Source organism: Candidatus Cloacimonadota bacterium (genome assembly GCA_028706475.1).
Classification (GTDB): domain Bacteria; phylum Cloacimonadota; class Cloacimonadia; order Cloacimonadales; family Cloacimonadaceae; genus UBA5456.
The window spans coordinates 45,045-70,228 of record JAQWBI010000003.1; the positions used below are offsets into that span (position 1 = coordinate 45,045).

Sequence of the window (25,184 nt, forward strand, 5' to 3'; positions counted from 1 at the left end):
TCATGAAAGCTTGTTTGCCCTAAGGCCGATATCTTTACGATAGACCATTTCCGGAAAACTTATCTTATTTATATCTGCATAGACTTTATCACGTGCTTCGACCAAACTGTCAGCAATTGCTAATACTGTCAACACCCTTCCTCCGGAACTGCGTAAACCACTTTCTGTTTTTTTCACTCCGGCAAAGTACAATTGGGATTCGAGCTGCGGTATTGATATCGGAATGTCTTTCCGATAAGTGCCTGGATATCCCGGAGCAGCCAATACCACTCCGACTGCGCAACGTGAGTCCCATTCCAGCTTCAGTTGATCAACCTTACCATCGCATGCGGCCACACATATATCCATGATATCAGTCTTTAAAAGAGGTAATAGCACCTGAGTTTCTGGATCTCCCAAACGGCAGTTGAATTCTATCACTTTCGGCCCTTCAGTAGTAATCATCAAGCCCATATACAATATCCCGCTATATGTGCAATGCTCTTCCCTTAACGCAGTTAGCACTGGTTCCAATATTTTATTTTCGATGTACTTCCGGTATTCTTCAGCTTCGCGTACAGGACAGTATGCTCCCATACCCCCTGTATTTGGCCCAAAATCACCATCGTACAACTGTTTATGATCCTGAGCAAAAAGAGTAGTACGGAAGTTTTCGCCGTCACAGATAGCAAAAAGGGATACTTCCCAGCCGTCCAGATATTCTTCCGCCAGCACTCCATTTGCTCCGCAATTCTGCTCCAGGAGTACTTTACACGACTTAATCGCTTCGCTAAGATCGGAAGATATCACCACTCCCTTACCGGCTGCCAATCCATCAGCTTTCAGGACTACAGGCATCTTGAAGCACTTCAGAATGCTCTCTGCTTCATTAATGTCTCGGATGATCCGATACCTGGCTGTTGGTACGTGATACTTGCCCATGATCCTTTTTGCAAATTCTTTGGAATATTCTATTGCAGCGGCGGCTTTTGAAGGAGCAAACACCATGATCGAGTGCTGTTTCAGGTAATCCGACAGACCTTCTGCAATTGGCTGTTCGGGCCCGATGAAGACTAGATCTATCCCTGTATTCTCACAGAAGTTCCTGATCTCTTCAAATCCCTCCAGCTTTATGCACTCAAAGCTTTCTGCTATTCCATCGTTCCCTGGACTTACGTAAATTTTGCTTGTTTTAGGACTACGGTCAAAGGCATCCGCTATCGCATGCTCTCTGGCTCCGCTTCCCAGTATCAATACTTTCACGTTACTCATTCCTTAGTGTATTTGCTAATTCCAAGATTGCTGCTTCAGCGGCTTTGTAGCGTATGCTTTCTCGATCGCCATTGAACACCTTGTGTAAAGCATATTCTTTATCCTGGATTCGCCAACAGTAGTATACTGTACCCACAGGTTTATCTGTTGAACCCCCATCAGGACCAGCGATGCCGGTAACAGCTACCACAACATCTGCCCGGAGCAATCTTTGTATCCCCTGCGCCATAGCCCGCGCGCATTCTTCACTTACGGCACCAAAACTCCGTAATATGGACTCATCTACCTTCAAGAGCTCGGCTTTTATCCGATTCGCATAGCTTACCACTCCGCCCAGGAACACATCTGAAGAACCCGGAATATCCGTAATAAAACGCTGAACCAGTCCCCCAGTACATGATTCTGCAACCGCCAGGCTATACTCTTTTTTCTTCAACAATTGCAGCAGATATTCTGCTGGAACTGTATCTTCATAGCCCCATACATAGTCACCGGTCTGCCTGTGCAGATACTGCTCCGCAATCTCAATAGCCGCAGCATCCTCGCCGTATAATCTCAAGTCCACTCTGCCTGTTTGCGGAAGCCAAGCCAAGCTTACTCCCTCCGGAAGCTCTTTGGGGTCCAACAATTCTGCCAAAGCAGACTCAGCAATACCATATGTATGCAGATTTCGCACCACCAACCCTTTAGCTTCGTGATATGCTTGTTTGAGTATTGGCTTTATGTAGTTTTCGAACATATACCGCATCTCCAGAGGTACACCCTGTAGCACAAATATATGCTTCCCATCGGTGTTATAATGCAAACCTGGAGCAGTACCCCTGTCGTTCTTCAAAGCTTCAAAACCTTCCGGCACCATGGCCTGGCTGCGATTGGATAGGGGCATTGTGACATTGCGGTGGGCAAACCTATCCTGAATGTGTTGCCAGATATTCTCGCAGAAGTGCATATCCTTACCAAAGTATTCAGCAATAGCTGCTTTGGTGATATCGTCCTGAGTAGGACCCAAACCTCCGGTGCTAATCACAACATCGTAGTTTTGCCAGCACTCATGAACTGCCTTTTGAATGGCCTCATAGTCATCCTGGATGGTCAAGCTGTACGCCACCGGTATGCCCAGTTCCGCCATTCCCGCTCCCAGATAGGCGAGATTACTGTTCAGGGTTCGCCCGATCAGTAGCTCGTTTCCGATGCTGATTACCGCACTTTTCAGTTTCATATCAATAGGATTTGGCAAATACTACGCGTCGTTTGGAAGTCTTGCCACAACAGATGCATCGCCCCTCTTCTTCAATAGCGTCAAATGGGATACAGCGTATCGTAACTTTCAGATCTTCCTTTATTTTCTCTTCACATGCTACATCACCGCACCAGTGAGATTCTGCAAAGCCACCATGAATTTCTGGCATTTCAGCGTTTTTGGGACTGAAGAATTTATAGAACTTTTTGTTGTCATCGATCTGCTTGGTGTTTTCTTTCCGAAAGCTCAGTGCGCGCTGATAGTAGTTTTCCTGAATCTCGCTCAGACTCTGTATTACATAAGCTTTTAAGTCTGCCAGCGAAACACTTTGTTTTTCGCGGGGTTCTTGGTCTCTGCGAGCAACAATCACAGAATCTGAGGCTATATCTCTGGGACCAATCTCGATTCTGAGCGGGATCCCTTTCTTGATCCAATACCAATTCCGTTCACTACCGGTAAGATCCCTGTCGTCCAATTCATAGTAAATTCTGATGTCCTCAAAGTACTCGTTGCTGAAGAATTGTTGGATCTTTTCGCAATACTGTAATACCGCAGCTTTCTCTTCTTCATCTCGAAAGATCGGTATAATTGCTATATGTGAAGGTGCTATCTTTGGTGGCAATGCCAAACCATTATCATCGCTATGCGCCATTATCAGCGCTCCGATCAAGCGTGTTGATACACCCCAAGATGTAGTCCAGGCATACTCAAACTCTCCGTTGCGACCTTGAAATTTGATGCCGGAGGACTTGGCAAAGTTTTGTCCCAAAAAGTGGGATGTTCCTGCTTGAAGTGCTTTTCTATCCTGCATCATGGCTTCAATACAATAGGTATTAACGGCTCCGGGAAATTTCTCCCCTTCTGTTTTCTCTCCGGTTATCACCGGTAGAGCCAGGTACTCAGCGGCAAATCTGGCATATACTTCCAACATCTTCAGAGTTTCGTCCATTGCGTCTTCCGCTGTTTCATGCACTGTGTGCCCTTCTTGCCAGAGAAACTCCGTGGTACGCAAGAAAAGCCTGGTACGCATTTCCCAGCGCACAATATTCGCCCATTGATTGATCAACAGGGGAAGATCACGGTAGGAATTTACCCACTTGGCAAATGATGCTCCGATGATTGTTTCACTGGTTGGGCGCACGATCAACGGCTCGGTCAATTCACCTGCGACCTTCAAACCACCCTCTCCGTCATCCTCCAATCGCGAATGGGTCACCACTGCACATTCTTTGGCAAAACCATCTACATGCTCTGCTTCTTTTTCAAAGTAGGATTTGGGGATAAACAATGGGAAGTAGGCATTACGATGCCCTGTAGCACGAAACATTACATCTAGAGATCTCTGGATGTTCTCCCATATTGCATAGCCCCAGGGTTTTATAACCATGCATCCGCGGACATCGCTGTTTTCTGCTAAATCAGCATTTTTAATAACTTGTTGGTACCATTCTGCATAATTTTGCTCTCGCGTAGGTTCTATAGCTGTCTTCTTTTGTTTGCTCATCAATACTCCATGATTTTTGCCTGATGTCACATTGATAAATGCAGTCATTCTGTCAATGAACTTTAGTATCCGCTGGCCCGGCCTAATTATCTGCTTTCGTATGACAGGGTTTATAAACTCAAGTAATGCAATGGAGTTCATTTGACCTTATGTATCTTATTGTATACCTCTATGTTATATGGTTAAATGGACTTAAATAACTGGGGAGGATACTATACATTGCATACAGTCCAAGCTACCCTTTAACTTATTTTATCAGAGATAGATAGCACAGGTGTTTGAACTCCAGAGCATTATTCGGGATTAAAGAAGCTATGAAACGTGACCAGTAGTATACAACTATCATTCTATCAACCAGTTAAGTGCTTTATCGAATGTGGAAGATTTTCTATCTCTTTACTCTACTGGCATGTAAACGGGTACTAAAGCAGATATCATGGGGTTATCATCGGGTGGCCACTGCTTTATAACGGCTTTATATCAGCTTCGGCACATATTGAACCATAGGGCAGTATTAACTTTTAGCAATGGAATCATCCAAAGAAAAGAGACCAGCCCAAGCGAGCCGGTCTCTCCTTTCTATATAATTGTTTGGGATATTACATTAATTCAGACCAGATCTTCGTGATCAAGGCTTTGCTATCCTCAATTTCCATGTAGGAAAGCGGGAAAGTAAACAGGTAAGCTCTGGACATTTTGTTGCTCTCGCCATTGATGTGTCTCATCCCAATTGAGCGTCCGTTGTAAAAATCAAACTGCTCTTGCGTAGGTGGACGTACAGGCCAATCGACAGGTTTTGCTCCGATGGAGTAGATGTTTTCTCCATTGTGGTTTTGTTCTCCGTTTGAATCATCGAAATAAGCAATACCGGCAAATCCCTGTAACAGGTTTACGACCGGATTTATCCATTCATCGTCCGATTCATATTCATAGCGCAGATCAAGATCTGGATACCCAAGTTGAGTATTGCCAACTGCTTTCATAAAGAACACATCATTGGTGGGATTGATAAATTCCTTGAGCTTGGGAACATTTGGTAGTCCAAGAGCCTTTAACAAGCTTGATTCTGAGCCGGTATCCGGTTTGTAGGTAAGTACTGATATATCTTCCAGCTTGGATTTTATAAAGCGGGAATATGATATCACCAAGTTACCTCCATTCGTCATATAAAGAGCAAGAGCGTCATTCTCATTACTCAGGTTGCCGCCGACCGTCGGATGATCACAATGATAGATCACCATTTTGTAGTTCTGTAGCAAACCGTAGGCCAATTTTCGCTTGCGGCCATCTGTCGGTAATGAACCCACACCATTGGGGCTGTACTTTACTACATCAATATCGCTGGCAGCAAGACCCAATCCGCTGGTCATTTCTCCGTAGAGCTCATCTACTATGGCATCGGGGGAATAATTTGCGTTATCTTCATCGTCATCCACAATCAGAACACCACTGCGATTTGCGGGATCTATCTGTTCTCTGATCACAAAGTTTATCACAGCGGGATTCTCAGAAGCGATTCCCTGCATGTCAACGCAACGAACTTCAAATTTGTGGAACCCAGGCTCTACCATATTTGTAGTGAGGACGATAGACTGATTAAGCGGAGAGGAAACCGGAAGTCTCAGCCATACCTTACCATTTTCATCCATGTAATTATACTCTTCACCAGGGAAAGGCGGGAATACATAAGGATTACCGTCGTAGCGAAGATCATAGTGGGTGATCTCGCTATAGTAATTCACAGGATTATCTTGATCTGGAGAGTTATCGCTGAGCACCACATCAACCTTTTTGGGGAACTTTGATGAGGTCGGATCGTTTTCATCATGTGTGGGGTATGTATTGTCTTTATCATTCACATATTCACCCCACCAACCCCAGCGTAACCAGATCTTCAGGTTCGGGCTGTGAACCACGGAGTAAATCTCAGTTGCCAAGGTATCGCCTTCGGGGATGATATTTTCTTTGAAAAGTGATGTTCCATAGCGTGTCCTACCACCGGAAAGACTTACAGGCGGAGTATCAACATTATAGCTATCGTTGCTGTAGTCATCAAAATGGTTATCACCTAAGGCAATAATTTTTTTGTGGTACAGCAAAGTGCGAGGGCTAAAGCCTGGCTTTACTTTGAAGGTAATAAAATTTGTAGAGTCTCCCACAGCAGGCTGTGATGTTGCGCCGGCAAGATCAGTCGCCCGGCCTTCAATCTTGGTGATTGTACCCAAATCCACGCCGTCTTCTGTATAGTCATATACCAGAGGGGGATCGGTAAATCCAGTTAGCAGATACTCGTCTATCCGGTCTGCATCATCTGTTTTAATCCAATCTGTCATTGTCCCAGGTACCGTCACTCCAGCTTCGTTGATCTTCATCATACGAAATTCAAATCTATGTGGAACTTCATCAATAAATGGATCAGAATCATGCATGGTAAACTTCAGTTTGATGCCGCTACCCACATCCTTGCCGTTGGGATTACCCTTGGTGGTATCCATCAGGCAAGTGGGACGGGCGGTATCCGTGCGGAATCTACGCCAGGCAGATTGAGCAGTGATATCACCACGGTTGTCGATTGCTATCACTTCAAAATGGCAAATCAGATTCAAAGGATTACCCAAGGAATCTGCAGCGGGGAAGTTGATGACAGCATATTTCTGAGTAGTCCATATAGTTCTATCAGCTTCAGGGCTGTCCAATGGTATGCTCTCGTCCGCACTTGGCAGATAGTGATACGCCCAGCCTTCTTTGGAATTGCCCTGGAGTGTCTCACTCTGCAAGATAACATCAGGGATCATGCCATCTTCAGCACTGCTGATGTATTCGTATCCGGGAGTTGGAATGGGTTCCATGTTTTCGTCCAAAACGCGGAATGCAAAGCCGGTTATTACGCCATCAGGATCGGTAGCATGCCAATAGATTTTCTGTTGAAATGAATACTTGAAAGATAGTGTGTCCACAGTGGCGGGAACATTGTCGTCAGTCCAGCCTTCATATGAAGTAATGCTGATCTCCGGAGGCAGGTTCTCAAATCTGCTTCCTGACTTTCCACATCCGGTTACAGAAAGCACTGTAACTGCCAGTAAAATGATGATTGCCAAGAGATTATATCTCTTATTACTCATCGGTCCTCCCAAACATCAGGTTGTGTTTTTTATTATGGTCTTCACTAAAATTGACGTCTATGATTTCGTCAACATATTTATTTATTCTTCTTGCCATCAGGTTTGCTTTTACCAAGTTTAAGTACAAAACAGAAGTGGTTATACGGCCAATTCCTCCGGGTACGGGAGTAATAGAACCAGCCTTTTTGGCACAGGCATCATAATCCACGTCTCCCACAAAAGAGCTGCTGCCATCAGGACTAATAATCTCATTGATCCCCACATCGATCAATACTGAGCCTTCACGAATCATATCAGCTTTCACAAAATGCGCTTTGCCAATGGCGGAAATCAGAATGTCTGCCGATCTGCATATTTGCTCCAGATTCCGGGTTTGGCTGTGGCATATTGTTACGGTGGCGTTTGCAAAAGGTCTCTTCCACAGCAAGATGTTTGCCAATGGCTTACCAACCACGTTTGAACGCCCCAGAATCACAGTGTGTTTCCCCTTGGGGTCTATCCCATAATATCTCATGGTATAATAAACCGCAGCAGGTGTACAGGGCAAAAACACCTCATTCTCCATCAGTATCTTACCCAAATTCACCGGATGCAGAGCGTCCAAATCCTTATCTGGGCTCACACTGATGTTTATTATGCTGTCATCAATGTCTTTGGGCAAGGGTTTCTGGATCATGATCCCGTGAATATCAGGATTATCGTTTGCCTCAGCAATAATTTTCAGTAGCTTTTCCTGCCCACAATCTATTACTAAAGCAAGCAATTCTGCCTCGCAACCAAGTTTTGCAGCTGTATTCACTATACTTTGTACATAGTAAGAGCTGGCGGGATCATCTCCCACTTGAATCAAAAGCATCTTGGGCTTCAAATCATACTCTGCCACCAAGCTTTTGGAAACCTTGTTGATTGCCAATGCTATTGCTTTTCCGGATAATACTTTTGGCACTATACCTCCACCGGATAACGTAGTCTCGAGATGTGGGTTGCTCGCTTCCCAACATCATCCAGATCTATTATAACCGCATTCACCATTAGACCTCCATCAGCAGATTCAAAGCGATGCGGTACTGAAGTACTCAGCTTTTCCAGTATAATTTCTTTGCGGACTCCGATCACGCTGTTGTGAGCGCCCGTCATGCCAACATCTGTAATATAAGCCGTTCCGCCGTGCAATATCTCCTCATCTGCAGTCTGAATATGGGTATGAGTACCCACCACCACTGCAGCTTTTCCATCCAGATACCATCCCATTGCGCGCTTCTCTGAAGTGGATTCTGCATGGATATCTACAAACAAAGGCGTCCCCGTATTCCGCCCACTCCAAAAGCTATCAAAAGCTTCAAAAGGAGAGTTGCAGGGAGGCATAAATATCTGTCCGGTAAGGCAGATAATCTCCAAGCACAAGTCATCCTTCTGCAAAAGGAAATTGCAATTTCCCGGAGCCGCACTGGGGTAGTTCATGGGTTTTAGAATTCTGGGTTCGCGAACTATATAATCCAGGGACTCTTCGCGATCCCAAAGGTGATTGCCGCTGGTAACAGCATCCACACCCGCTGCGAACAGCGGCTTTAAGGTCTTTTCGGTTAGGCCTTTGCCATCGGCAAGATTCTCCCCATTGGCGATCACAAAATCGACTCGGTATTCACTGATCATGCTCTTCAGATGAGCACATAAAATACTTCTGCCGGGTTTGCCAAAGACATCGCCAAAGAAGAGTACTCGCATCTATTTTGCCATGGCTATCTGCCGCGTCTCGCGGATCACTGTCACTTTTATCTGCCCTGGATACTGCACTTGTTTCTCGATGGATGCTGCGATTTCTGTAGCTAACAGCGGAGTCTGATTCTCTTCTACCATCGTAGGCTCCACGATAATGCGCAGTTCTCGACCGGCTTGAATGGCGTAAGATTTGTTTACACCCTCCACCGAGTTTGCTATCTCTTCCAGCTTGGCCAGACGTTGCATATAGGTTTCCAGCATTTCTCTACGCGCTCCGGGACGAGCTCCGGATATGGCATCGGAAGCTTGGACCAAGGCAGCAAACACCGATATGGCTTCCACCTCTTCGTGATGCGCTTCTATGGCGTTTACAATTAGCTTTCCTTCCCCGTTCTTACGGGCCAGATTTGCTCCAATAATAGCATGAGTGCCGTCAAATTCGTGGTCAACCGCTTTCCCAATGTCATGCAACAATCCGGCTCTGCGGGCTATCTCCTGATCCAATCCCAGTTCTGCGGCCAGTATCCCGCAAATCCATGCAGCTTCGATGGAATGTTGCAGTACGTTTTGACCATATGAGGTACGGTAATTGAGCCGACCAAGCACCTTAATCAGGTTTGGTGAGATGTTGTGAATATTGGTTTCCAATACCGCTTTTTCACCTATCTTAACTAGGGTTTCGTCCATTTCTTTGGTTGTCTTTGAGATCACTTCTTCGATTCTACCGGGATGAATGCGGCCGTCTGATATGAGCTTTTCCAAGGATAAACGAGCAATTTCTCGCCGTACGGGATCAAAGCAAGACAGTACTACCGCTTCAGGAGTGTCATCGATGATCAGATCTACTCCGGAAGCCTTCTCGAAAGTACGGATATTGCGGCCTTCACGCCCAATAATACGTCCTTTCATCTCGTCCGAAGGCAAAGAAACTACCGAAACAGTGGTCTCTGAAACGTGATCCACTGCCATCCGTTGTATAGCAGTAGAAAGGATCTCGGCAGACTTTTTGGAAGCGTCCAGCTTGATCTGTTCAATGCTCAATTTGGCATCGTTTGCAGCAACCTGTCTGGCAGTGGTAATCAATTCCTGACGCAGGCGTTCCAAGGCTTCTTCGCGGGAGAGACCTGCCACTTCGGCCAACTTCTGCTTCTGTTCGTTCAACACTGCTTCATATTCTGTTTTACGCTGTTGAATTTCTTCTTCTTTGCTCTTTAGCTTTCGTTCTTGTTCGCTGAGGCTGTTTTCCTTTTTATCCAGAGAGTCTAGCCGTTTATCCAAACTACTGAGGCGCTCATTGTACTTCTTTTCCTGCAAGCGCAGTTCGCGCTGGCGTTCTTTCACTTCTTCGTCAAGAATGCGTTTTTGCTTGAACCAATCTTCTCGGGCTTCCAGCAGAGCAGCCTTCTTTTCGTTCTCCGCTTCCGTTTGTGCGGTTCTTCGGATGTTTTCTGCTATCTGGTTGCTCTGTGATATCAGTTTGAAAGCAGAGTTTCGCTTTGCAAGGTATATCACCAAGGCAATGGCAAAGCCCAAAACAAGGCCTATTGCCAACATGATGTATGCATTTGGCATAATAATATTTCCTTCGATCTATTTACGCCTCCCCAAGAAAGGGAAGGGCGGAATTAATGGCCCGCGAGTACCGTGTATGTTTGACTTTTTACAAAGCCGTTTTGCAGGTGGGTATCTACCTTGTGGGCTTTATGTATCCGAAACAAGTCGGCACGCATGCTACCCATGGCTCGATTCCCTTCATAGTGAATGGCTTTTATGCAATCCATATCACGCATACCGCAGGCATATGTTATAATGTCATCATTTTCTCGATCATTTGGTTCACTCGGTTCAGTTCACTCTTCAGGGTATCGTTCTCTTCCAGGGCCTTCTGTAGGTTTTCTTCCCGTTGAAAACACGCAAGGAGCAGTAACCGGGCAAAATCCAGATGTTCGTATGTTTCATATAGTTCTGTTATTTGTTGCGACAATTCTGCCGCAATCCTCTCTGTGCGGGTGGGATTGTCACTTCTCAGGCGAAAACGACGCCCAAAGATCTCCACCTCTACTGATTGCATGTTTTACTCACTTTCCTGAAGCTTGGGAAATATGTTGTCGATTTTCTTTATGGCATCATCAGCAAAGCTCTCTATGCCAAAGAGCATATTTTGCATTTCTTTGTGTTTGTTTTCCAGTTCTTTATGCTCTATTTGCAGGCTCTTCAGACTGCTCTCGGACTCTCCCAGTTGTTTGGCATAGTCTTCGATCTGAGACATCAGTTGCACATTTTCTTCTCTTAATTGTGCATACTGCTTTTTTAGCTCTTCCATAGTCTTTTTATCTGCGCTGTATTGATCGATCAGTTTCTGCAATCTCTCCTGCAGGTTTACAATAGGGCTTTCCATCCTTACCTCATTCTTAAATCATATTTATCTGTCAGTGTATTTTGAATTAATGTCATGACATGATCAACGCGTTCATCTGTCAATGTTTTTTCTTGGTCTTGTAGTACTATATGCAAGCTTAGGCTTCTAAAACCTTCCGGGATTTGCTTTGAACGGTACTCATCGAAGACTTGCACATCCAATACAAGCCCTTTATCCAAAGCCATGATATGTTCCCTGATCTCGCAATAACTAAATGCATCGGCCAGCAAGAAAGAGAGATCTCTTATGACAGCCGGATGACGGGGAATATCACGATAGCTAATGCTTTGCGTTCTGGAGGCAGATATCAATTCCTCCATCTCCCAGTTCATTATCCATACTTCTTGTTTCAATACGGTTGCATCTATCCCCCAAGCTTCCAAGACCGGGGCTGTGATTCTGCCGAAGTAACCCAGTAAACGATCGGAGAAGTAATAGGCAAACGACTCATCCTCAACCAGATATGGCAGCTTGATACTTTTACTTTTCCAATCGAGACCGATGCTATTCAAGAGGCCTTCAAAGCAGCCTTTCGCCCAAGCGTAACCCAATTGACTGCTTTTTGCGCTATAATGTTCATCTTGTACATTACCTGTGCAGATTGCTCCCAGATGTCTGGGTTCCACATGCCCGTCCGCTGTCTTGAGATACACTTTACCCAGTTCAAAGAGTCTCACATTACGTTCAGCATGGTTCAAGTTATAAGCAAGATTAGTCAAGAGTTGTGGTACCAGTGATACCCGCATCACGGATTGATTGCTACTTTGCGGATTGATCAGGCCTATATAGGGCAGTTCACTATCGGTCATCCCCAAGTTTTGCATCTGTAGAGGATCAGTGAAACTGTAGTTTAATGTCTCATAAGCTCCCCAAGCCACCATCCATTCTGCGGCTTTTTTCTGAATCCGGTATGCATGACGGTCCATCACTTGCTTGGGCGGAGTTTTAACAGGAACTTTATCGTAACCGATAAGCCTTGCAAGCTCTTCCAGGATATCTGCTTCCCGGCTTACATCCTTTCGGTAACCGGGTACACGATAGTATTGAGCATTGTCTTTTTCGCTTTTCGGATCCGCCAGATTCTGCAGATCTGCCACCGGTCCCTTTATGTAAGCTGCGTCTTTCAGATACACAAAACCCAGTTTCTGCATTATCTCTTTTATCTGAGAGGGATCTATGCTAAAGCCTACCAGATGCTCAAAGCGGGAAGGACGAACTCCCAGGATGATCTCTTCTTCCACGAGAGGATAGCTATCAATCAATTCACCCATAGCGCTGGCACAGCCAAGTTCCACCAGAAGCTGAGTAGCTCTATCGCTGATCTCTTTGGCATAGCGAGCAGATAGGTGGCGTTCAAAACGGTAGGAAGAATCGGAGCTGATTTTGTGATTATATGAAGTTTTGCGGATGTTCCCGGGATGGAAAGCGGCACTCTCCAACACGATGTTTGAGGTGTTTGCGTTGATCCCGGATAGCTTTGAACCCATCACACCTGCCAAAGCAGAAGGTCTCTTACCATCTGCAATCACCAAGTCTTCGGTATTCAGTCTGTAGCTTTTGGAATCCAAAGCTACAAAGCCTTCAGCTTCGCTGGCTCTGCGCACAACAATATCCGGATAACCCTGGTCTTCTTTGCGAGATGCCAAAACATCGTAATCGAAAGCATGCAGGGGATGACCGGTCTCCATCATCACATAGTTCGTAATATCCACCAGATTATTGATTGGCCGTAAACCGCTCTTTATCAATGCGATCTTCATCCATAGCGGCGATTCCTTTACGTTCACACCTTCAATCACTCTGGCAGTATAACGTGGACAAAGCTGGGGTTCTTCATTGTGCAACCCAAGCTTTAGTGCCGACTGCTTCAATTGCGGAAGCTTGATCTCAGGCTCCTTCACTGCCACGCCAAGCCGGGCCGAGAGATCGCGGGCTATACCTTTGTAACCCAGAAGATCACTGCGATTGGGAGTAATCTCCAGTTCATAAATCGTATCCGGTAATTCGAAGATAACATCCGCCAGTTCTCCGATAGCGATGTCGTCCGGTAAACGGATTATTCCGGCATGACTATCCGATAAACCCAGTTCACGTTCCGAGCATAGCATTCCATGGGAGTGTATCCCCCGGATCTTGGCTTTTGATATACTAAAGTCTTTTAGTTCCGTGCCGGGCAATGCCAAAACCGCCATCATTCCGGATTCACAATTTGGCGCACCGCATATTACTTGAATGCAGTTATTATCGTCCTTTTCGGCATACGTTGTATCACCGATGTCCACTACACAAAACTTCAGATGATCGGTCTTCGGTACCGGTTCAGCCGAGATGACTTTGGCAGCGATTACAGTGTTGCCCAAAGCTTTCAACTCTTCGATGGCCTCCACTTCGATACCTGCGAAAGTCAAGAGGTCAGCCAGTTCAGCAGCGTAATCTTGCAGGGGCAGATAACGCTTTAACCACGATAATGCGATTCTCATTACAGCTCTCCTTTGAACTGACGCAACATCCGCAGATCATTCTCAAATAGTATTCGCATATCCGGAATATTGTATTTCAGCATGGCGATGCGCTCGATACCCAAACCAAAGGCAAATCCGGTGTAAAGCTCACTGTCTATGCCCAGGATATCGAAGACAGCCGGATCCACCATGCCAGCGCCGCCCATCTCCAACCATCCGCTCTGTTTACACACGCGGCAGCCCTTACCGGCACAGACAACACAGGAGATATCCATCTCCGCACTTGGTTCTGTGAAGGGGAAGAAATGTGGTCTGATCCTGCTTTTCACGCTAGAACCGAACATGATGCTCGCAAAGTTCTGCAAGGTATCCTGCAAATCACTCATGCTTACACCTTTATCTACTACCAATGCTTCCACTTGATGGAAGACGGGGGAATGTGAGGGATCGGGTTTATCGTTTCTATAACATCGCCCCGGAGAAATGATACGGATAGGTGGTTTATAGCTTTCCATTACTCTGATCTGCACTGTAGAGGTTTGAGTTCTCAAGAGCTTTCTACCCTCTACATAAAAGGTATCAGCCAGATTGCGGGAAGGATGATCCTGCGGAGTATTCAGCGCATCGAAATTGTGGAATTCATCTTCGATGTCATTTGCTTCAGCGATCTCGAAGCCCATGCTGAGAAATACCTCGTCGATCTCTCTGCGTACTATTGTGAGGGGATGATAACCCCCACGTCCCAGATTCAATCCGGGCATACTGGGATCAAAGGTCTTGCGGTCCTGTTTCCAAGCAGCTTCTTTAATGGCTGTGCTTTGAGCGTTCAACAAGCTTTCTATCTTGGTTCGAACGGAGTTTAGCTGATTACCGAAAGCAGGACGCTGCTCCGGACTCAACTCCTTCATTTTGGCATAAAGACCGTTCAATTCACTTTTTTTGCCCAGGTATTTTGCTTTACTATTCAATATATCATTGGTATTGGAGCATTGGGCAATCTCCTGCTCCGCCTGTTTGATGATGAGTTCCAGCTTTTCTTGCACTATACAATCCTTTGTATCATGTCAATTAGCAAGAAAGCGGTTTTAATACCAAAACCGCTTTCCCTGTATAGATTGTGATGCTTTCGGGAGCATCCCTTAGTATATCATATCAATTAAGCGTTTTTGGCAATCTCAACGAGATGGGCAAAAGCGCCGGCATCGTGCCAGGCAAGGTGTGCCAAGGTTTTGCGGTTTATCTCTATATTGGATTTGTGCAATCCGTTTATAAATCGGCTGTAGCTCATGTCGTTCAATCTGCATGCGGCATTGATGCGGGTAATCCATAGGCTGCGGTATTGGCGTTTTTTCAACTTTCTATGAGCGAAAGAGAAAGCCATGGCACGCTCTACGGTCTGGCGTGCAACGCGGTAAGTCTTACTCCTGCGGCCAAAATAACCTCTGGCGGCAAGCATATATTTTTTTCTTCTGCGATGGGCTGCTACATTATTTGTAACTCTAGGCATCTTTATTCTCCTTTACATTCCCAGCATTCTGTAGATTCTTTTCTCGTCGCATTTTACCACGATGGCGCTGGTGCTAAGGTTACGTTTCAACTTACGCGTTTTCTTGGTTTTGATGTGTGCTGCCTTGGCGTGGTGACGCACGATTTTTCCGGTGCCGGTTAGCTTGAAGCGCTTAGCGGCAGATCGATTGGTTTTGATCTTTGGCATTTGTATCTCCTTAAATTAATCTCTGTAAGAGCCGGCTGATAATAGCCCGCCGGTAATATCTATTTACTCGTCGTCCTGGGAAGCCTTTGTTTGAGGAGCCGGAGTTGCTGCCGGAACCTCTTGGGTTTTATCAGCTTCAGCGAGGATGCGGTCAATATCCTTTTTGGGGGAAACCACGATCGAAAGAAGATTGCGGTCGGCTACCGCTTCCTGATCCACGTCAACAATGTGGGCAAGATCTTCCTTAAGCTTTTCCAACACCCGATAGCCCAGATCCTTGTGCGCCATCTGACGCCCGCGGAACCGAACCGTGAATTTCACCTTATTGTGTTGTCTTAAAAACTTGATCGCGTTGTTTTTCTTGAAGTTATAATCATGTTCTTCGGTGTTGGGACCGAATTTGATCTCTTTCATCTCTACTTCATGCTGTTTTTTCTTAGCTTCCCTGGCTTTCCTTTCTTTCTGGAAATAATATTTACTAAAATCAAGGATACGACATACGGGAGGATCGACATTGGGGGAAATCTCCACCAAGTCCAGCTCAACTTCTTCCGCTCTGCGTAAAGCTTCCCGAATGGACACTACACCGATTTGCTTACCATCAGAGCCAATCAGGCGAACTTTTTCTGCTGTAATCTGCTGATTAATTCTCTCTTTCGGTACCACTTCCTTGGTCTTAGCCTTGAAACGCTTAATCCGGATTATAAGAACCTCCTTCTTACCGGAAATGAAGCAGGCGAAATCTCCTTGAGGAAACTCCGCCTGCTTCAATAGTAATTATCTACACGTATTTGTTGTCTATGTATAGCCCTGCACGCACATTCAGGCAGCAAGGCAGAAGCTGGCGGCTTCATTTACTATCACTATTTTTATAGCTAGGAAATCTGTCAATACAAATTATCGATACTGTATATAATACTTGAAGGATTGCAGTATTATAACAGTTAGTGATCACTGCCATCCTTACCGGCTCACACTATATCAATCCTTCACTCTGATGTATATTGTCATGCTTACAGAAGAATCCGAGACAGATACTTCTTCCAGGCAATCCCCAGCTTAATGCTGCCAATCTGTGGTAATACACTGTTCCTCGATGTGCTTTATCAATCTTTCCCATGCTCCGGGAATGCGCGTGAAAGGGTCTTCAAAGGGATTCTCGATCTTTAGTGCCACATAATTGCCACCGTTAAAGGACTCTACCAGCAATCCGGGAAAATCGTAGGCATACCCGGGTACCTGAACCCAATACTCGTAACCCCGCTTGCCTTGTGCCTTATCCTCTTCCGATACGGGTATATCAGATCCAAATTTACGCATGTTTTCCAGCTTGATTCCCTCCACTTCGAGACGATTTTCCAAGCGAGACATCACCTCATCTTCAGGATTAAGACCCACAAGCTTGTCTTTTGCTACCAACATGGATGGTATTCGGGCATAAAATGGTTGAGAATAGATACTGTCTGACATCGTTACTCCTGTGCAGTCATTCTGATTTGCCTAACTTGAACCAGAATAAGAATTCCCTCTGAGAATGGCGATTTTCAATATTTACGCAAGCTGATCCGTGCGGCTAAGCCATGTTTGCACCAATCGAAATCGAGGAATTGTTGTCAAGAACAATTTAGCATCAAGTACTATTAATCATTCTTTGACATCATGTACTAGCTCTTTATGTAAAGCAGATATAAAGCAGATATCATCGGGTTATCATCGAGTGGGCACTAGATAATAACAGCTTTATATCTGCTTCGGCATAGCTTGACCCACAGCGTTGGTAGAGAGGGAGGGGGTTGTTGATCAGGTTCACCAGCTAAGAAAGGGCAATTCCGGGAATATAGTTTGCCGATACTGCACTAACAGGTATTATATCAAAAGAGGTGATAATAGATGTGTCCAGATAAAAATGAACTGATTAGAATGCTCAGCCTCACAAATGAGGATGAGCTGCAAGCCCTGTACAAACAGGCTTATGCTGTAAAAAAACAGTATGTGGGAACCAAGGTCTATTTCCGCGGAATCATAGAGTTAAGTAACATCTGCACAAAGAATTGCTACTATTGCGGCATTCGCAGCAGCAATCCAGATTTTGAACGCTATACAATCAGCATGGATGAAGCTCTCGCTGAGGCAAAATGGTGTTTTGAACAGCATTACGGCAGCTTGGTAATTCAAGCCGGGGAACGCTCGGACAAAGCCTGGACAGACTTCATCGAAGAGCTGATACTTGGAATAAAACAGCTTTCCGGGGGAAAACTGGGAATCACCCTTTCCCTGGGCGAACAGAGCGAAGACGTATATAAGCGCTGGTTTGATGCAGGAGCACATCGATATCTGCTGAGGATTGAAACTTCTGATCGGGATTTGTATAGAAAACTGCATCCCGCCGATCACAGCTTTGATTATCGAAAGCAATGCCTTGGTCTATTGCGGAAAACCGGATACCAAGTGGGAACGGGCATCATGGTGGGTCTTCCCGGACAAACAGTGGAATCCATCGCAAATGACATCCTGTTCTTTTATGATATTGATATAGATATGTTGGGCATGGGTCCTTATATCCCGCATCATGGAACTCCTTTGAAGCACCTGATAGAGGGTTTTGATGCCGATAATGCCCTAAAGATGGGCCTAAAACTGATTGCATGCTGCCGCATTGCATTGAAGGATATAAATATTGCCGCCACAACCGCTCTGCAGGCGCTACATCCCGAAGGAAGAGAACTGGGGCTATTGGCCGGAGCGAATGTGCTGATGCCAAACATCACGGACACCAAGTATCGGGAAGGATACCAGTTGTATGAAGGTAAACCCTGCCTGGATGAGAATGCCGATCAGTGTATAGGTTGCCTTAGCCGCCGAATCGAATCCATTGGAGAAAGCATCGGTTTCGATGAATGGGGAGACTCCTGTCATTTTGCATCACGGACTAAATAGCTGAGAATTATATCATAAACACATGGCTCTGCTGATTATCATAAGGCAGAGTCTTTCTTTTTTTGTAAAAGGAAAGCTTTGGGAATGCTTCTTGCATACAAAGCTGCTAGAAGAAAATTATGCGATCGATATGATGGAGGATCTTGATGTCGAGAAAGGTTTTAATATATATGTCGCTGGTAGTTATGCTGGCATTAACCGCTTGTGCAGAACGCAATACAGCCTTTGACGGGGGAAAAAATTATGAACTCCTGGCGCAGGTACCGGTGGTCGGTAATCCCTGTGAGATAGAGATTGGGGATACACACGCTTTTGTGGCATTGGATCAGGGCGGTGTTGCTACCATTAATCTCGATAATCATCATCTTGAATGGTACACCAAGATAGAAGCTGCTGATGGTTCTGATGAGATCCTGTACCGTACCCGCAGGATATCAGTTTCTCCAGCCCATGATCGCCTTTTGATCAATGAAATCCAAAAAACGGACACTATATATATTCTTGATAGCGCAAATCCAGATAGTCTGATATGGCTTCATTCCATTATCGGGAACACTCAGGACATCCACGACATTGCCATTTATGACTTGGACACTCCCACAGATAACCATGTATTCGACATTGCTTATTGCCTGTCAAACCGAATCTCACTGCTCGCTTACAACGGAGCTTATGAGGCTAATGTGTATCCTAATTACACAAACGGGGGTATTGAAGTTCCGGCTATAGTATCCGGTTTGGATATAGACGCCAGCTACCTGTATGCAGCCGCTCAACAGAGAGGCTTGTTGGTAATCGATAAACCCAGCGGTACAGTAATTAGTGAACTGGCCGTAAAAGGCGAAGCGGAACAAGTGGTTATTCACAACAATTATGCTTATATCGCCGCTCGGCAGGGAGGTTTGCAGGTTGTGAACCTGAGCGATAAGACCAATCCGGTTCATGTAGCCGAATACCTTACCACCGGATACGCTTCGGATATAGCCTATTCCAATAATACCATAGCGATCAGTTCCGGTGGTGGTGGTTGCTATGTTTTCAACATCAGCGATCCTGCCCGTCCACGGCTGGTCAAACAGATTACCGAAGGCGGATATGTGAACACCGTCAATATGATTGACGACACTTTGATCGTTGGTACCCGCGACAACGGTATCTATTTCTATAAAATGAACTGATGCGTACCAGTTTTAACTAGTTCAATAAATTCTAAAGGAACCTGACGATATGTTTCAGGTTCCTTTTACGTATATGGAGCATAAGAAAAAATGAGAAAAAAGCTGATTCTACTATTACTATTAAACTGTTTTACAGTGCTGACCCTTCTGGCGGGTCCGTTAACGCTTGCATCTTCTCATACCAGAGATTTGGAACTGAAGTTCCGGACTCCTGAATTGAAGATTAGTACAGAAAGCATTCAGAATGAAGACTTTCATGTTCTCAGTATGGCTGAATCCTCAGAATCTGCAGATACTGGGGGACCGAATCTTCCAGTTTTCAGCGGAAGCATCATCTTGCCCCCCACCGGTTCCTACCAACTACAGGTAACCAGCGGACGCAGCAAGACCATTGGCGACATCCACCCGATGCCAGTTTTTGACTCCGAGGAAAACAAAGCGAACTTTCTGTACGATCGCAGCAAATACAATGAATCTGCCCCCAAGGATCTGGTACAAACCAATCAGATTGCTATTCTCAGAGATTTTCGCGTGCTCCAATTCAGCGTAAATCCCCTGCAATGGAATGCGCAGAGCGGGGAACTGACAGTACATGAAGAGATCGATATCAAGATATCCTTCACAAACGAAAAGGGCGCTCTGGAGATTCCTGCCTATGCAGATTATTCGCCAGCCTTCCGCGATATTTATGAAGCCAATTTATTGAACTTTGCAGATTACCGGAACCTGCACAGCGGGGATGAATATGGCAGAATCCTGATGATCTACCCCAGTGGTGTGAATACATTCTATATGACCCAGGTCAATATGTTTGCAAACTGGAAGCGGCAAAAAGGGCACGAAGTGAACCTGGTGAGCACTCAAGATACAGGCTCGACCTCTTCTGCTATCAAGAACTTTATTCAAATTCAATACAACGATCCTGCCACTCGACCGGATTACATAGTGATAATAGGTGATACTCCGCAGATACCCACACATTATGAAAACTTCTCCAATTATGGCGGAGAAGGGGATTATCCTTATACCTTCCTGGCTGGAAACGATTATCTGGGAGACGCCTTCATAGGCCGCATTTCCGTGCAAACCGCAGATCAACTGTCCACTGTTTTAAGCAAAGTATATAAATACGAAAAAGACATTGTAAACGATCCCACATCAGCGGCTTGGCTGAATAGAATACTCTTGGTCGGAGACCCCAGTTCCTCCGGTGTCTCATGCATTTATAACTGCAAATATGTTAAAGAACTTGCTGAGATGGTAAATCCCGATTACAGCTTCTTCGAAAGCTACAGCGGAAGCTACTCTTCAGCTATAAACAGCGGTATCAACGATGGCGTAAACTTCTTCGGCTATCGTGGTTACATAGGTATGAGTGGTTGGAGCCCCGGCTCTTCGCTGAACAACGGTTCTATGCTTCCGCATGCGGTAATTCTGACCTGCAGTACCGGAAACTTTGGCAGCTCCTATGGAGATGGCACTACAGAGACCTTCATCCGGTTGGGCACTGCGCAAAATACCTCCGGAGCAGTTACCGCTATAGGTATGGCAACCAGCGGAACGCATACCATGTTTAATAACACTCTGAATGCCGGTATCTTTAACGCTATTTTTGCCAACAATATGCGCAGCATGGGTGAAGCTCTGTTGAATGGCAGGCTGTTCATCCGAGAGGTGTATGGAGCTTCACACAGTAATGAGGCAAATTACTTCGCACACTGGTGCAATCTGATGGGCGATCCAACCATGGAAGTATTTGTTGGCATTCCCGAAAGCTTGCAGATCAATGCCCCCGCTACTCTTACTCTAGGCACAAATCTGCTGGATGTAAGCATAACGGATGCCAATGGCAATCCTATTGCAAATGCTAGCGTTACTGCATTCAGCGAAGATCAGAACACTATTCTGGATCGCGGATACACCGATGAATTTGGAAACATCACTCTTCATATCTCTGGTGGAATCTCTACGAGCATCCTTGTAACTGCAGCCAAGAACGATAAAAAACCAGCACAGATCTATGTGGAACCAGATGTCGGCGGCTTAGTTTATCATGATTTATTGATCGTTGACGATGGTAGTAGCGGTTCTGCGGGCAATGATAATGCCTCTGCGGAAGCCGGAGAACGCATCGCTGTGATGCTATCCGCCAAAAATACTGCGGATGTGGAACTGGTATCCCTCAGTGGTACAGTTAGCTCCGAAGATACCTATATTGAACTACTGAGCGAAGAGATCAGCTTCCCGAATATCCCAAGCGGAGGAACCGCTTTAGCACAGGAATTTGTGCTCTTTGATATCGCTCACAATCTGCCCGGTTATCACGACATCAGACTGGTGCTTACTCTCACCGATGGAGCTGGTACTCAGCATCAATTCCCTGTTCACATTAGCTCTCACAACGCCGTATTGGCGGTGGAAAGCATTACCGTACAGGCTGGGAGTAATTCAATACTCGATCCAGCAGAAACCGGAACCCTGAACCTGGGAATAAAAAACTCCTCTACTGCCTCCGTTGAAAATGTTAACGCACAGCTGTTTTCCTTGAATGACCTGGTGTTGGTAGAAGATAATAGTGCTTATGTGGGTACCATCAATGCAGGTGAACTTACTTGGACTCTGGATAGTTTCGGGCTATTTGCCCGCTCTCTTCTCGTGCCCGGCATGCAAATTCCCTTTAGGGTACGCCTCAGCAATGAAAGCGGATTCATGCAGGATGCCTTTTTTAACATTTCGATCGGAAACGTAAGCCAAAGCACACCGATGGGACCCGATAGCTATGGTTACTTCATATACGATATGAGCGATATCCAGTTCATGGATTGCCCCACTTACGAATGGATCGAGATCGACCCCACTCTCAGTGGAGGAGGGATCAGGTTGAACACCCTTAGCGACAGCGGTACCAGCGATGATGAAGGCGACCAAACCGGCAGCACTACTCTTGAAGTAGTTGATTTGCCCTTTACTTTCCCATTTTATGGTGTGCCTTATAATCAGATTACAGTGAGCACCAACGGATTTATTGCAATGGGAGTTACTGAGAACTCCGAATTCCGCAACTGCCGTCTGCCGGGCGGGCTTGGGCCATCACCGATGATCGCAGCGTTTTGGGACGACTTGATCCTGTTGGGCGATAGCGGTATATATAAATACTACGATGCCCAAAACCATCATTTTATCATAGAGTATAGCAAGATGCGCAACGGATACAACCGCAGTTCCCTGGAAACATTCCAGGTAATCTTCTATGATCCCAACTACCATCCGACCAGTCTTGGCGATGGTAAGATCAAGATCCAATATCTGGATTTCAATAATATGGACGTTGGCGGGGGTGGATACTCTCCCAGGCATGGTAATTATGCCACCATCGGAATCAAAGACCACAGCAATACCGTGGGATTGGAATATACCTACAACAATCAGTATGCCCCCGGAGCAGCTCAGCTCTCGAACCAATCCGCTCTTATCATCACTACAGTTCCGGTCTTGCATGAAACACCGCACCTGATTGTACACGACCTCATAGTAACCGATCCCAACGGCAATAACATCGCCGAACCAACCGAGACCGTGGAACTGGGAATTCGCCTGATCAATCAAGGGCTAAACACAGCAACGGATGCCGCAGTATCTGCCAGCATCAATCACCCATTCGCACAATTGGTTCAAGGGGAGAGTCTGTATCCGGATATCCCCGGAGATAACAGCGCCATAAATAAAACCCCAATCACTGTGTATATCGATGAGGACTGCCCAGACGGAAGCATGATTGAGCTGATGTTGCACATCACTAACGATGAATCCGAATGGAACTACCCAGTAAGCTTCACCGTTCGCAGACCAAGCATAATGGTAAGCAGTTACATGATGAACGACGCTCAGGGCAATGCCAATGGTCTGGCTGAACCCGGCGAGACAATAGAGATGGTGGTGAACTTCAGCAACATCTCAGAACTGGATATCTTCAATCTTTCTGCCAGTATCATGAGCATATCACCCTACGTTACCTTCGAAAGCACTGGAGAGAGCATCGCAACAGTACCAGCGCTAAGCACTGTACAAATGATGTTTCCCATCACACTATCCCCGGATACACCCCAGGGTAACAATATCACATTCTATGTGAGCTACTTTGCGGATCATGCAAACGTCGATACATCACAGCTTCTGGTAAGTGTGGGAACCACCGGTATGAGCGAAGACTTCGAATATGATAATGGATACTTCGAACCTTCACCTGCTTACAACGGGTGGGAATGGGGAGTGTCGGAGTATGCCGGAGCCCACAGCGGTTCGAAGATCTGGGCTACCAGACTCGATTCCGACTTCAGCCCCGGAGCCAGTTATAATCTCACAACACAACCTGTTTACATAGGTGCAAACTTCATGCTGGAGTTTTGGCACAAATACAACACCGGTACGGTCAATGCCGGCGGTAACGTAAAGATATCGACCAATGGCGGTTCAGTATGGCAAGTGCTTAGCCCAGAAAACGGATACCCCGTTAGCAATGTAGTGGCACTTGCAGGCCCCGGATACCAAGGAGTTTTGGAAGATTGGACACTGGTGAGGATTCCCCTGGCAAGTTACGGTAACCAGACAGTTCAATTCCGCTTTAGCTTTGGTGCGCCAAACTACGGTGGAGTAGCTCCCGGATGGTTTATAGACGACGTCCGTACCAGCGGTTACCTGGCCTATGCCGGTAAGGTTGAAGGCATCGTAAGCAGTTCCGACCCCAATGTGGACTTCACTAATGTGTTTGTAAGCAATCAGAACCGACTCTGTACTTCTCCAAACATGGAAGGCTTCTACCGCTTGTATATGCCTCTTGCAGAGCATGAGCTCTCTGTTGGCGGAGAAGGTTACTACAGCATGGATACCTATACCCTTACTCTCACCGATGAAACTCCCATTCTGGAGCAAGATTTCTATCTGAACTACCTGAAGCCGGTAACCGATATCTCTCATCAGATCAATCAGTCACTGATGTCCCTCAGCTGGAATCCACCTCTGGAGCCAGACTTCGCAATATACTCATATGAGGTTCATCGCCGTTATGGTGCCGGTGCTTATGAATTGGTAGCTGAAGTGCAAATGCCCTCATATCAGGAAACTCTTCTGAATACCGGAGATTATTGTTACTATGTAATCGCTAAGTACATTGAGGGCAATAGCAAGAAAAGCGAAATGGTGGAATTCTCTTGGGGCGGATCGGATACGGAAGACCCAATGCAGATACCCAACACCACTTCTCTGCTCGGAAACTACCCCAATCCCTTCAATCCAGAAACCAACATCGCATTCGCTCTCGCCAACGATGGTCCGGTACGCCTTTGCGTGTACAATCTGAAGGGACAGAAGGTAAGCGAGATATTTAATGGGGATCTGCCTGCCGGTGAGCACCGCAAAGTGTGGAATGGTAAGGATTCCCGTGGTCAAGGCGTAAGCAGCGGTATCTACCTGATTCGGATGGAAGCTTCATCTGAAGCCTTCACCAGAAAAGTAATGCTGATGAAATAGTATCAAATGACTATAGGATGTCTTAAAGCCTTGTATTATATGGGTTTTCTTAGGCATCTGCCAAAATGAGAACGTGGGCACGGTCAAGAGATCGTGCCCTTACTCATTTTGT

18 protein-coding genes and 1 other RNA gene are annotated in these 25,184 nt (G+C 45.8%); 3 read left to right on the forward strand and 16 right to left on the reverse strand.

What is annotated here, in order from left to right:
• From purD to PHF32_01650, 16 genes are all read right to left on the reverse strand, one after another.
• Window positions 1-1,242 carry a phosphoribosylamine--glycine ligase gene (gene purD, locus PHF32_01575; protein ID MDD4559422.1) on the reverse strand — a complete coding sequence of 414 codons (1,242 nt, stop codon included), beginning with the start codon at window positions 1,240-1,242 and terminating at the stop codon, window positions 1-3.
• A gap of 1 nt (window position 1,243) precedes the next feature.
• A complete protein-coding gene (locus PHF32_01580; protein ID MDD4559423.1) occupies window positions 1,244-2,488 on the reverse strand; it encodes a competence/damage-inducible protein A in 1,245 nt (414 codons plus the stop codon).
• Window positions 2,472-3,995 (reverse strand): proline--tRNA ligase, encoded by a 1,524-nt coding sequence (gene proS, locus PHF32_01585; protein ID MDD4559424.1) that lies wholly within the window; start codon window positions 3,993-3,995, stop codon window positions 2,472-2,474. The genes PHF32_01580 and proS overlap by 17 nt, the downstream gene beginning before the upstream one ends.
• 599 nt (window positions 3,996-4,594) lie before the next feature.
• Window positions 4,595-7,117: a hypothetical protein gene (locus PHF32_01590; protein MDD4559425.1), complete on the reverse strand. Its 2,523-nt coding sequence runs from the start codon at window positions 7,115-7,117 to the stop codon at window positions 4,595-4,597.
• Window positions 7,110-8,063: a bifunctional 5,10-methylenetetrahydrofolate dehydrogenase/5,10-methenyltetrahydrofolate cyclohydrolase gene (locus tag PHF32_01595; GenBank protein MDD4559426.1), complete on the reverse strand. Its 954-nt coding sequence runs from the start codon at window positions 8,061-8,063 to the stop codon at window positions 7,110-7,112. Before PHF32_01595 ends, PHF32_01590 begins: the two co-directional genes overlap by 8 nt.
• Entirely contained in the window at window positions 8,063-8,842 is a 780-nt protein-coding gene (locus PHF32_01600; GenBank protein MDD4559427.1) for a TIGR00282 family metallophosphoesterase, read from the reverse strand. The genes PHF32_01595 and PHF32_01600 overlap by 1 nt, the downstream gene beginning before the upstream one ends.
• Window positions 8,843-10,408 carry a ribonuclease Y gene (gene rny / locus PHF32_01605; GenBank protein ID MDD4559428.1) on the reverse strand — a complete coding sequence of 522 codons (1,566 nt, stop codon included), beginning with the start codon at window positions 10,406-10,408 and terminating at the stop codon, window positions 8,843-8,845.
• Window positions 10,409-10,462: 54 nt separating this feature from the next.
• Window positions 10,463-10,639: non-coding RNA, 6S RNA (gene ssrS, locus PHF32_01610), on the reverse strand.
• Window position 10,640: 1 nt separating this feature from the next.
• Window positions 10,641-10,907 carry a cell division protein ZapA gene (locus PHF32_01615; GenBank protein ID MDD4559429.1) on the reverse strand — a complete coding sequence of 89 codons (267 nt, stop codon included), beginning with the start codon at window positions 10,905-10,907 and terminating at the stop codon, window positions 10,641-10,643.
• A 3-nt stretch (window positions 10,908-10,910) separates the two neighbouring features.
• Complete coding sequence (locus tag PHF32_01620; protein ID MDD4559430.1) at window positions 10,911-11,234, reverse strand: hypothetical protein; 324 nt, start codon at window positions 11,232-11,234, stop codon at window positions 10,911-10,913.
• 2 nt (window positions 11,235-11,236) lie between these two features.
• A complete protein-coding gene (pheT, locus tag PHF32_01625; protein MDD4559431.1) occupies window positions 11,237-13,735 on the reverse strand; it encodes a phenylalanine--tRNA ligase subunit beta in 2,499 nt (832 codons plus the stop codon).
• Window positions 13,735-14,760, reverse strand: coding sequence for a phenylalanine--tRNA ligase subunit alpha (gene pheS, locus PHF32_01630; protein ID MDD4559432.1), 1,026 nt, complete (start codon window positions 14,758-14,760; stop codon window positions 13,735-13,737). Before pheS ends, pheT begins: the two co-directional genes overlap by 1 nt.
• A 113-nt stretch (window positions 14,761-14,873) precedes the next feature.
• Complete coding sequence (gene rplT, locus PHF32_01635; GenBank protein MDD4559433.1) at window positions 14,874-15,224, reverse strand: 50S ribosomal protein L20; 351 nt, start codon at window positions 15,222-15,224, stop codon at window positions 14,874-14,876.
• Between the two features lie 12 nt (window positions 15,225-15,236).
• On the reverse strand, window positions 15,237-15,431 hold the full coding sequence (gene rpmI, locus PHF32_01640; GenBank protein MDD4559434.1) for a 50S ribosomal protein L35: 195 nt from the start codon (window positions 15,429-15,431) through the stop codon (window positions 15,237-15,239).
• Between the two features lie 63 nt (window positions 15,432-15,494).
• The gene (gene infC / locus PHF32_01645; protein MDD4559435.1) at window positions 15,495-16,097 is read right to left on the reverse strand and encodes a translation initiation factor IF-3; all 603 of its coding nucleotides are present in this window, start codon (window positions 16,095-16,097) and stop codon (window positions 15,495-15,497) included.
• A gap of 393 nt (window positions 16,098-16,490) precedes the next feature.
• Window positions 16,491-16,901: a hypothetical protein gene (locus PHF32_01650; protein MDD4559436.1), complete on the reverse strand. Its 411-nt coding sequence runs from the start codon at window positions 16,899-16,901 to the stop codon at window positions 16,491-16,493.
• Between the two features lie 420 nt (window positions 16,902-17,321).
• On the opposite strand from PHF32_01650, the gene hydE reads away from it, so the two are divergent.
• The 3 genes from hydE to PHF32_01665 all read left to right on the forward strand — a co-directional run bounded on the left by hydE (window position 17,322) and on the right by PHF32_01665 (window position 25,072).
• Window positions 17,322-18,368, forward strand: coding sequence for a [FeFe] hydrogenase H-cluster radical SAM maturase HydE (hydE, locus tag PHF32_01655; GenBank protein MDD4559437.1), 1,047 nt, complete (start codon window positions 17,322-17,324; stop codon window positions 18,366-18,368).
• Window positions 18,369-18,514: 146 nt separating this feature from the next.
• Entirely contained in the window at window positions 18,515-19,546 is a 1,032-nt protein-coding gene (locus PHF32_01660) for a hypothetical protein (protein MDD4559438.1), read from the forward strand.
• Between the two features lie 90 nt (window positions 19,547-19,636).
• Window positions 19,637-25,072: a C25 family cysteine peptidase gene (locus PHF32_01665; protein ID MDD4559439.1), complete on the forward strand. Its 5,436-nt coding sequence runs from the start codon at window positions 19,637-19,639 to the stop codon at window positions 25,070-25,072.
• The last annotated feature ends 112 nt before the right edge of the window (window positions 25,073-25,184 follow it).

What these genes read in the sequence shown, in the direction of transcription:
- PHF32_01660 (MDD4559438.1), top strand. Translation starts at nt 18,515, where the DNA reads ATGTCGAGAAAGGTTTTAATATATATGTCGCTGGTAGTTATGCTGGCA.
- PHF32_01615 (MDD4559429.1), bottom strand. Translation starts at nt 10,907, where the DNA reads ATGCAATCAGTAGAGGTGGAGATCTTTGGGCGTCGTTTTCGCCTGAGA.
- PHF32_01665 (MDD4559439.1), top strand. Translation starts at nt 19,637, where the DNA reads ATGAGAAAAAAGCTGATTCTACTATTACTATTAAACTGTTTTACAGTG.
- PHF32_01600 (MDD4559427.1), bottom strand. Translation starts at nt 8,842, where the DNA reads ATGCGAGTACTCTTCTTTGGCGATGTCTTTGGCAAACCCGGCAGAAGT.
- rny (MDD4559428.1), bottom strand. Translation starts at nt 10,408, where the DNA reads ATGCCAAATGCATACATCATGTTGGCAATAGGCCTTGTTTTGGGCTTT.
- rpmI (MDD4559434.1), bottom strand. Translation starts at nt 15,431, where the DNA reads ATGCCAAAGATCAAAACCAATCGATCTGCCGCTAAGCGCTTCAAGCTA.
- PHF32_01590 (MDD4559425.1), bottom strand. Translation starts at nt 7,117, where the DNA reads ATGAGTAATAAGAGATATAATCTCTTGGCAATCATCATTTTACTGGCA.
- proS (MDD4559424.1), bottom strand. Translation starts at nt 3,995, where the DNA reads ATGAGCAAACAAAAGAAGACAGCTATAGAACCTACGCGAGAGCAAAAT.
- rplT (MDD4559433.1), bottom strand. Translation starts at nt 15,224, where the DNA reads ATGCCTAGAGTTACAAATAATGTAGCAGCCCATCGCAGAAGAAAAAAA.
- PHF32_01650 (MDD4559436.1), bottom strand. Translation starts at nt 16,901, where the DNA reads ATGTCAGACAGTATCTATTCTCAACCATTTTATGCCCGAATACCATCC.
- hydE (MDD4559437.1), top strand. Translation starts at nt 17,322, where the DNA reads ATGTGTCCAGATAAAAATGAACTGATTAGAATGCTCAGCCTCACAAAT.
- PHF32_01620 (MDD4559430.1), bottom strand. Translation starts at nt 11,234, where the DNA reads ATGGAAAGCCCTATTGTAAACCTGCAGGAGAGATTGCAGAAACTGATC.
- pheT (MDD4559431.1), bottom strand. Translation starts at nt 13,735, where the DNA reads ATGAGAATCGCATTATCGTGGTTAAAGCGTTATCTGCCCCTGCAAGAT.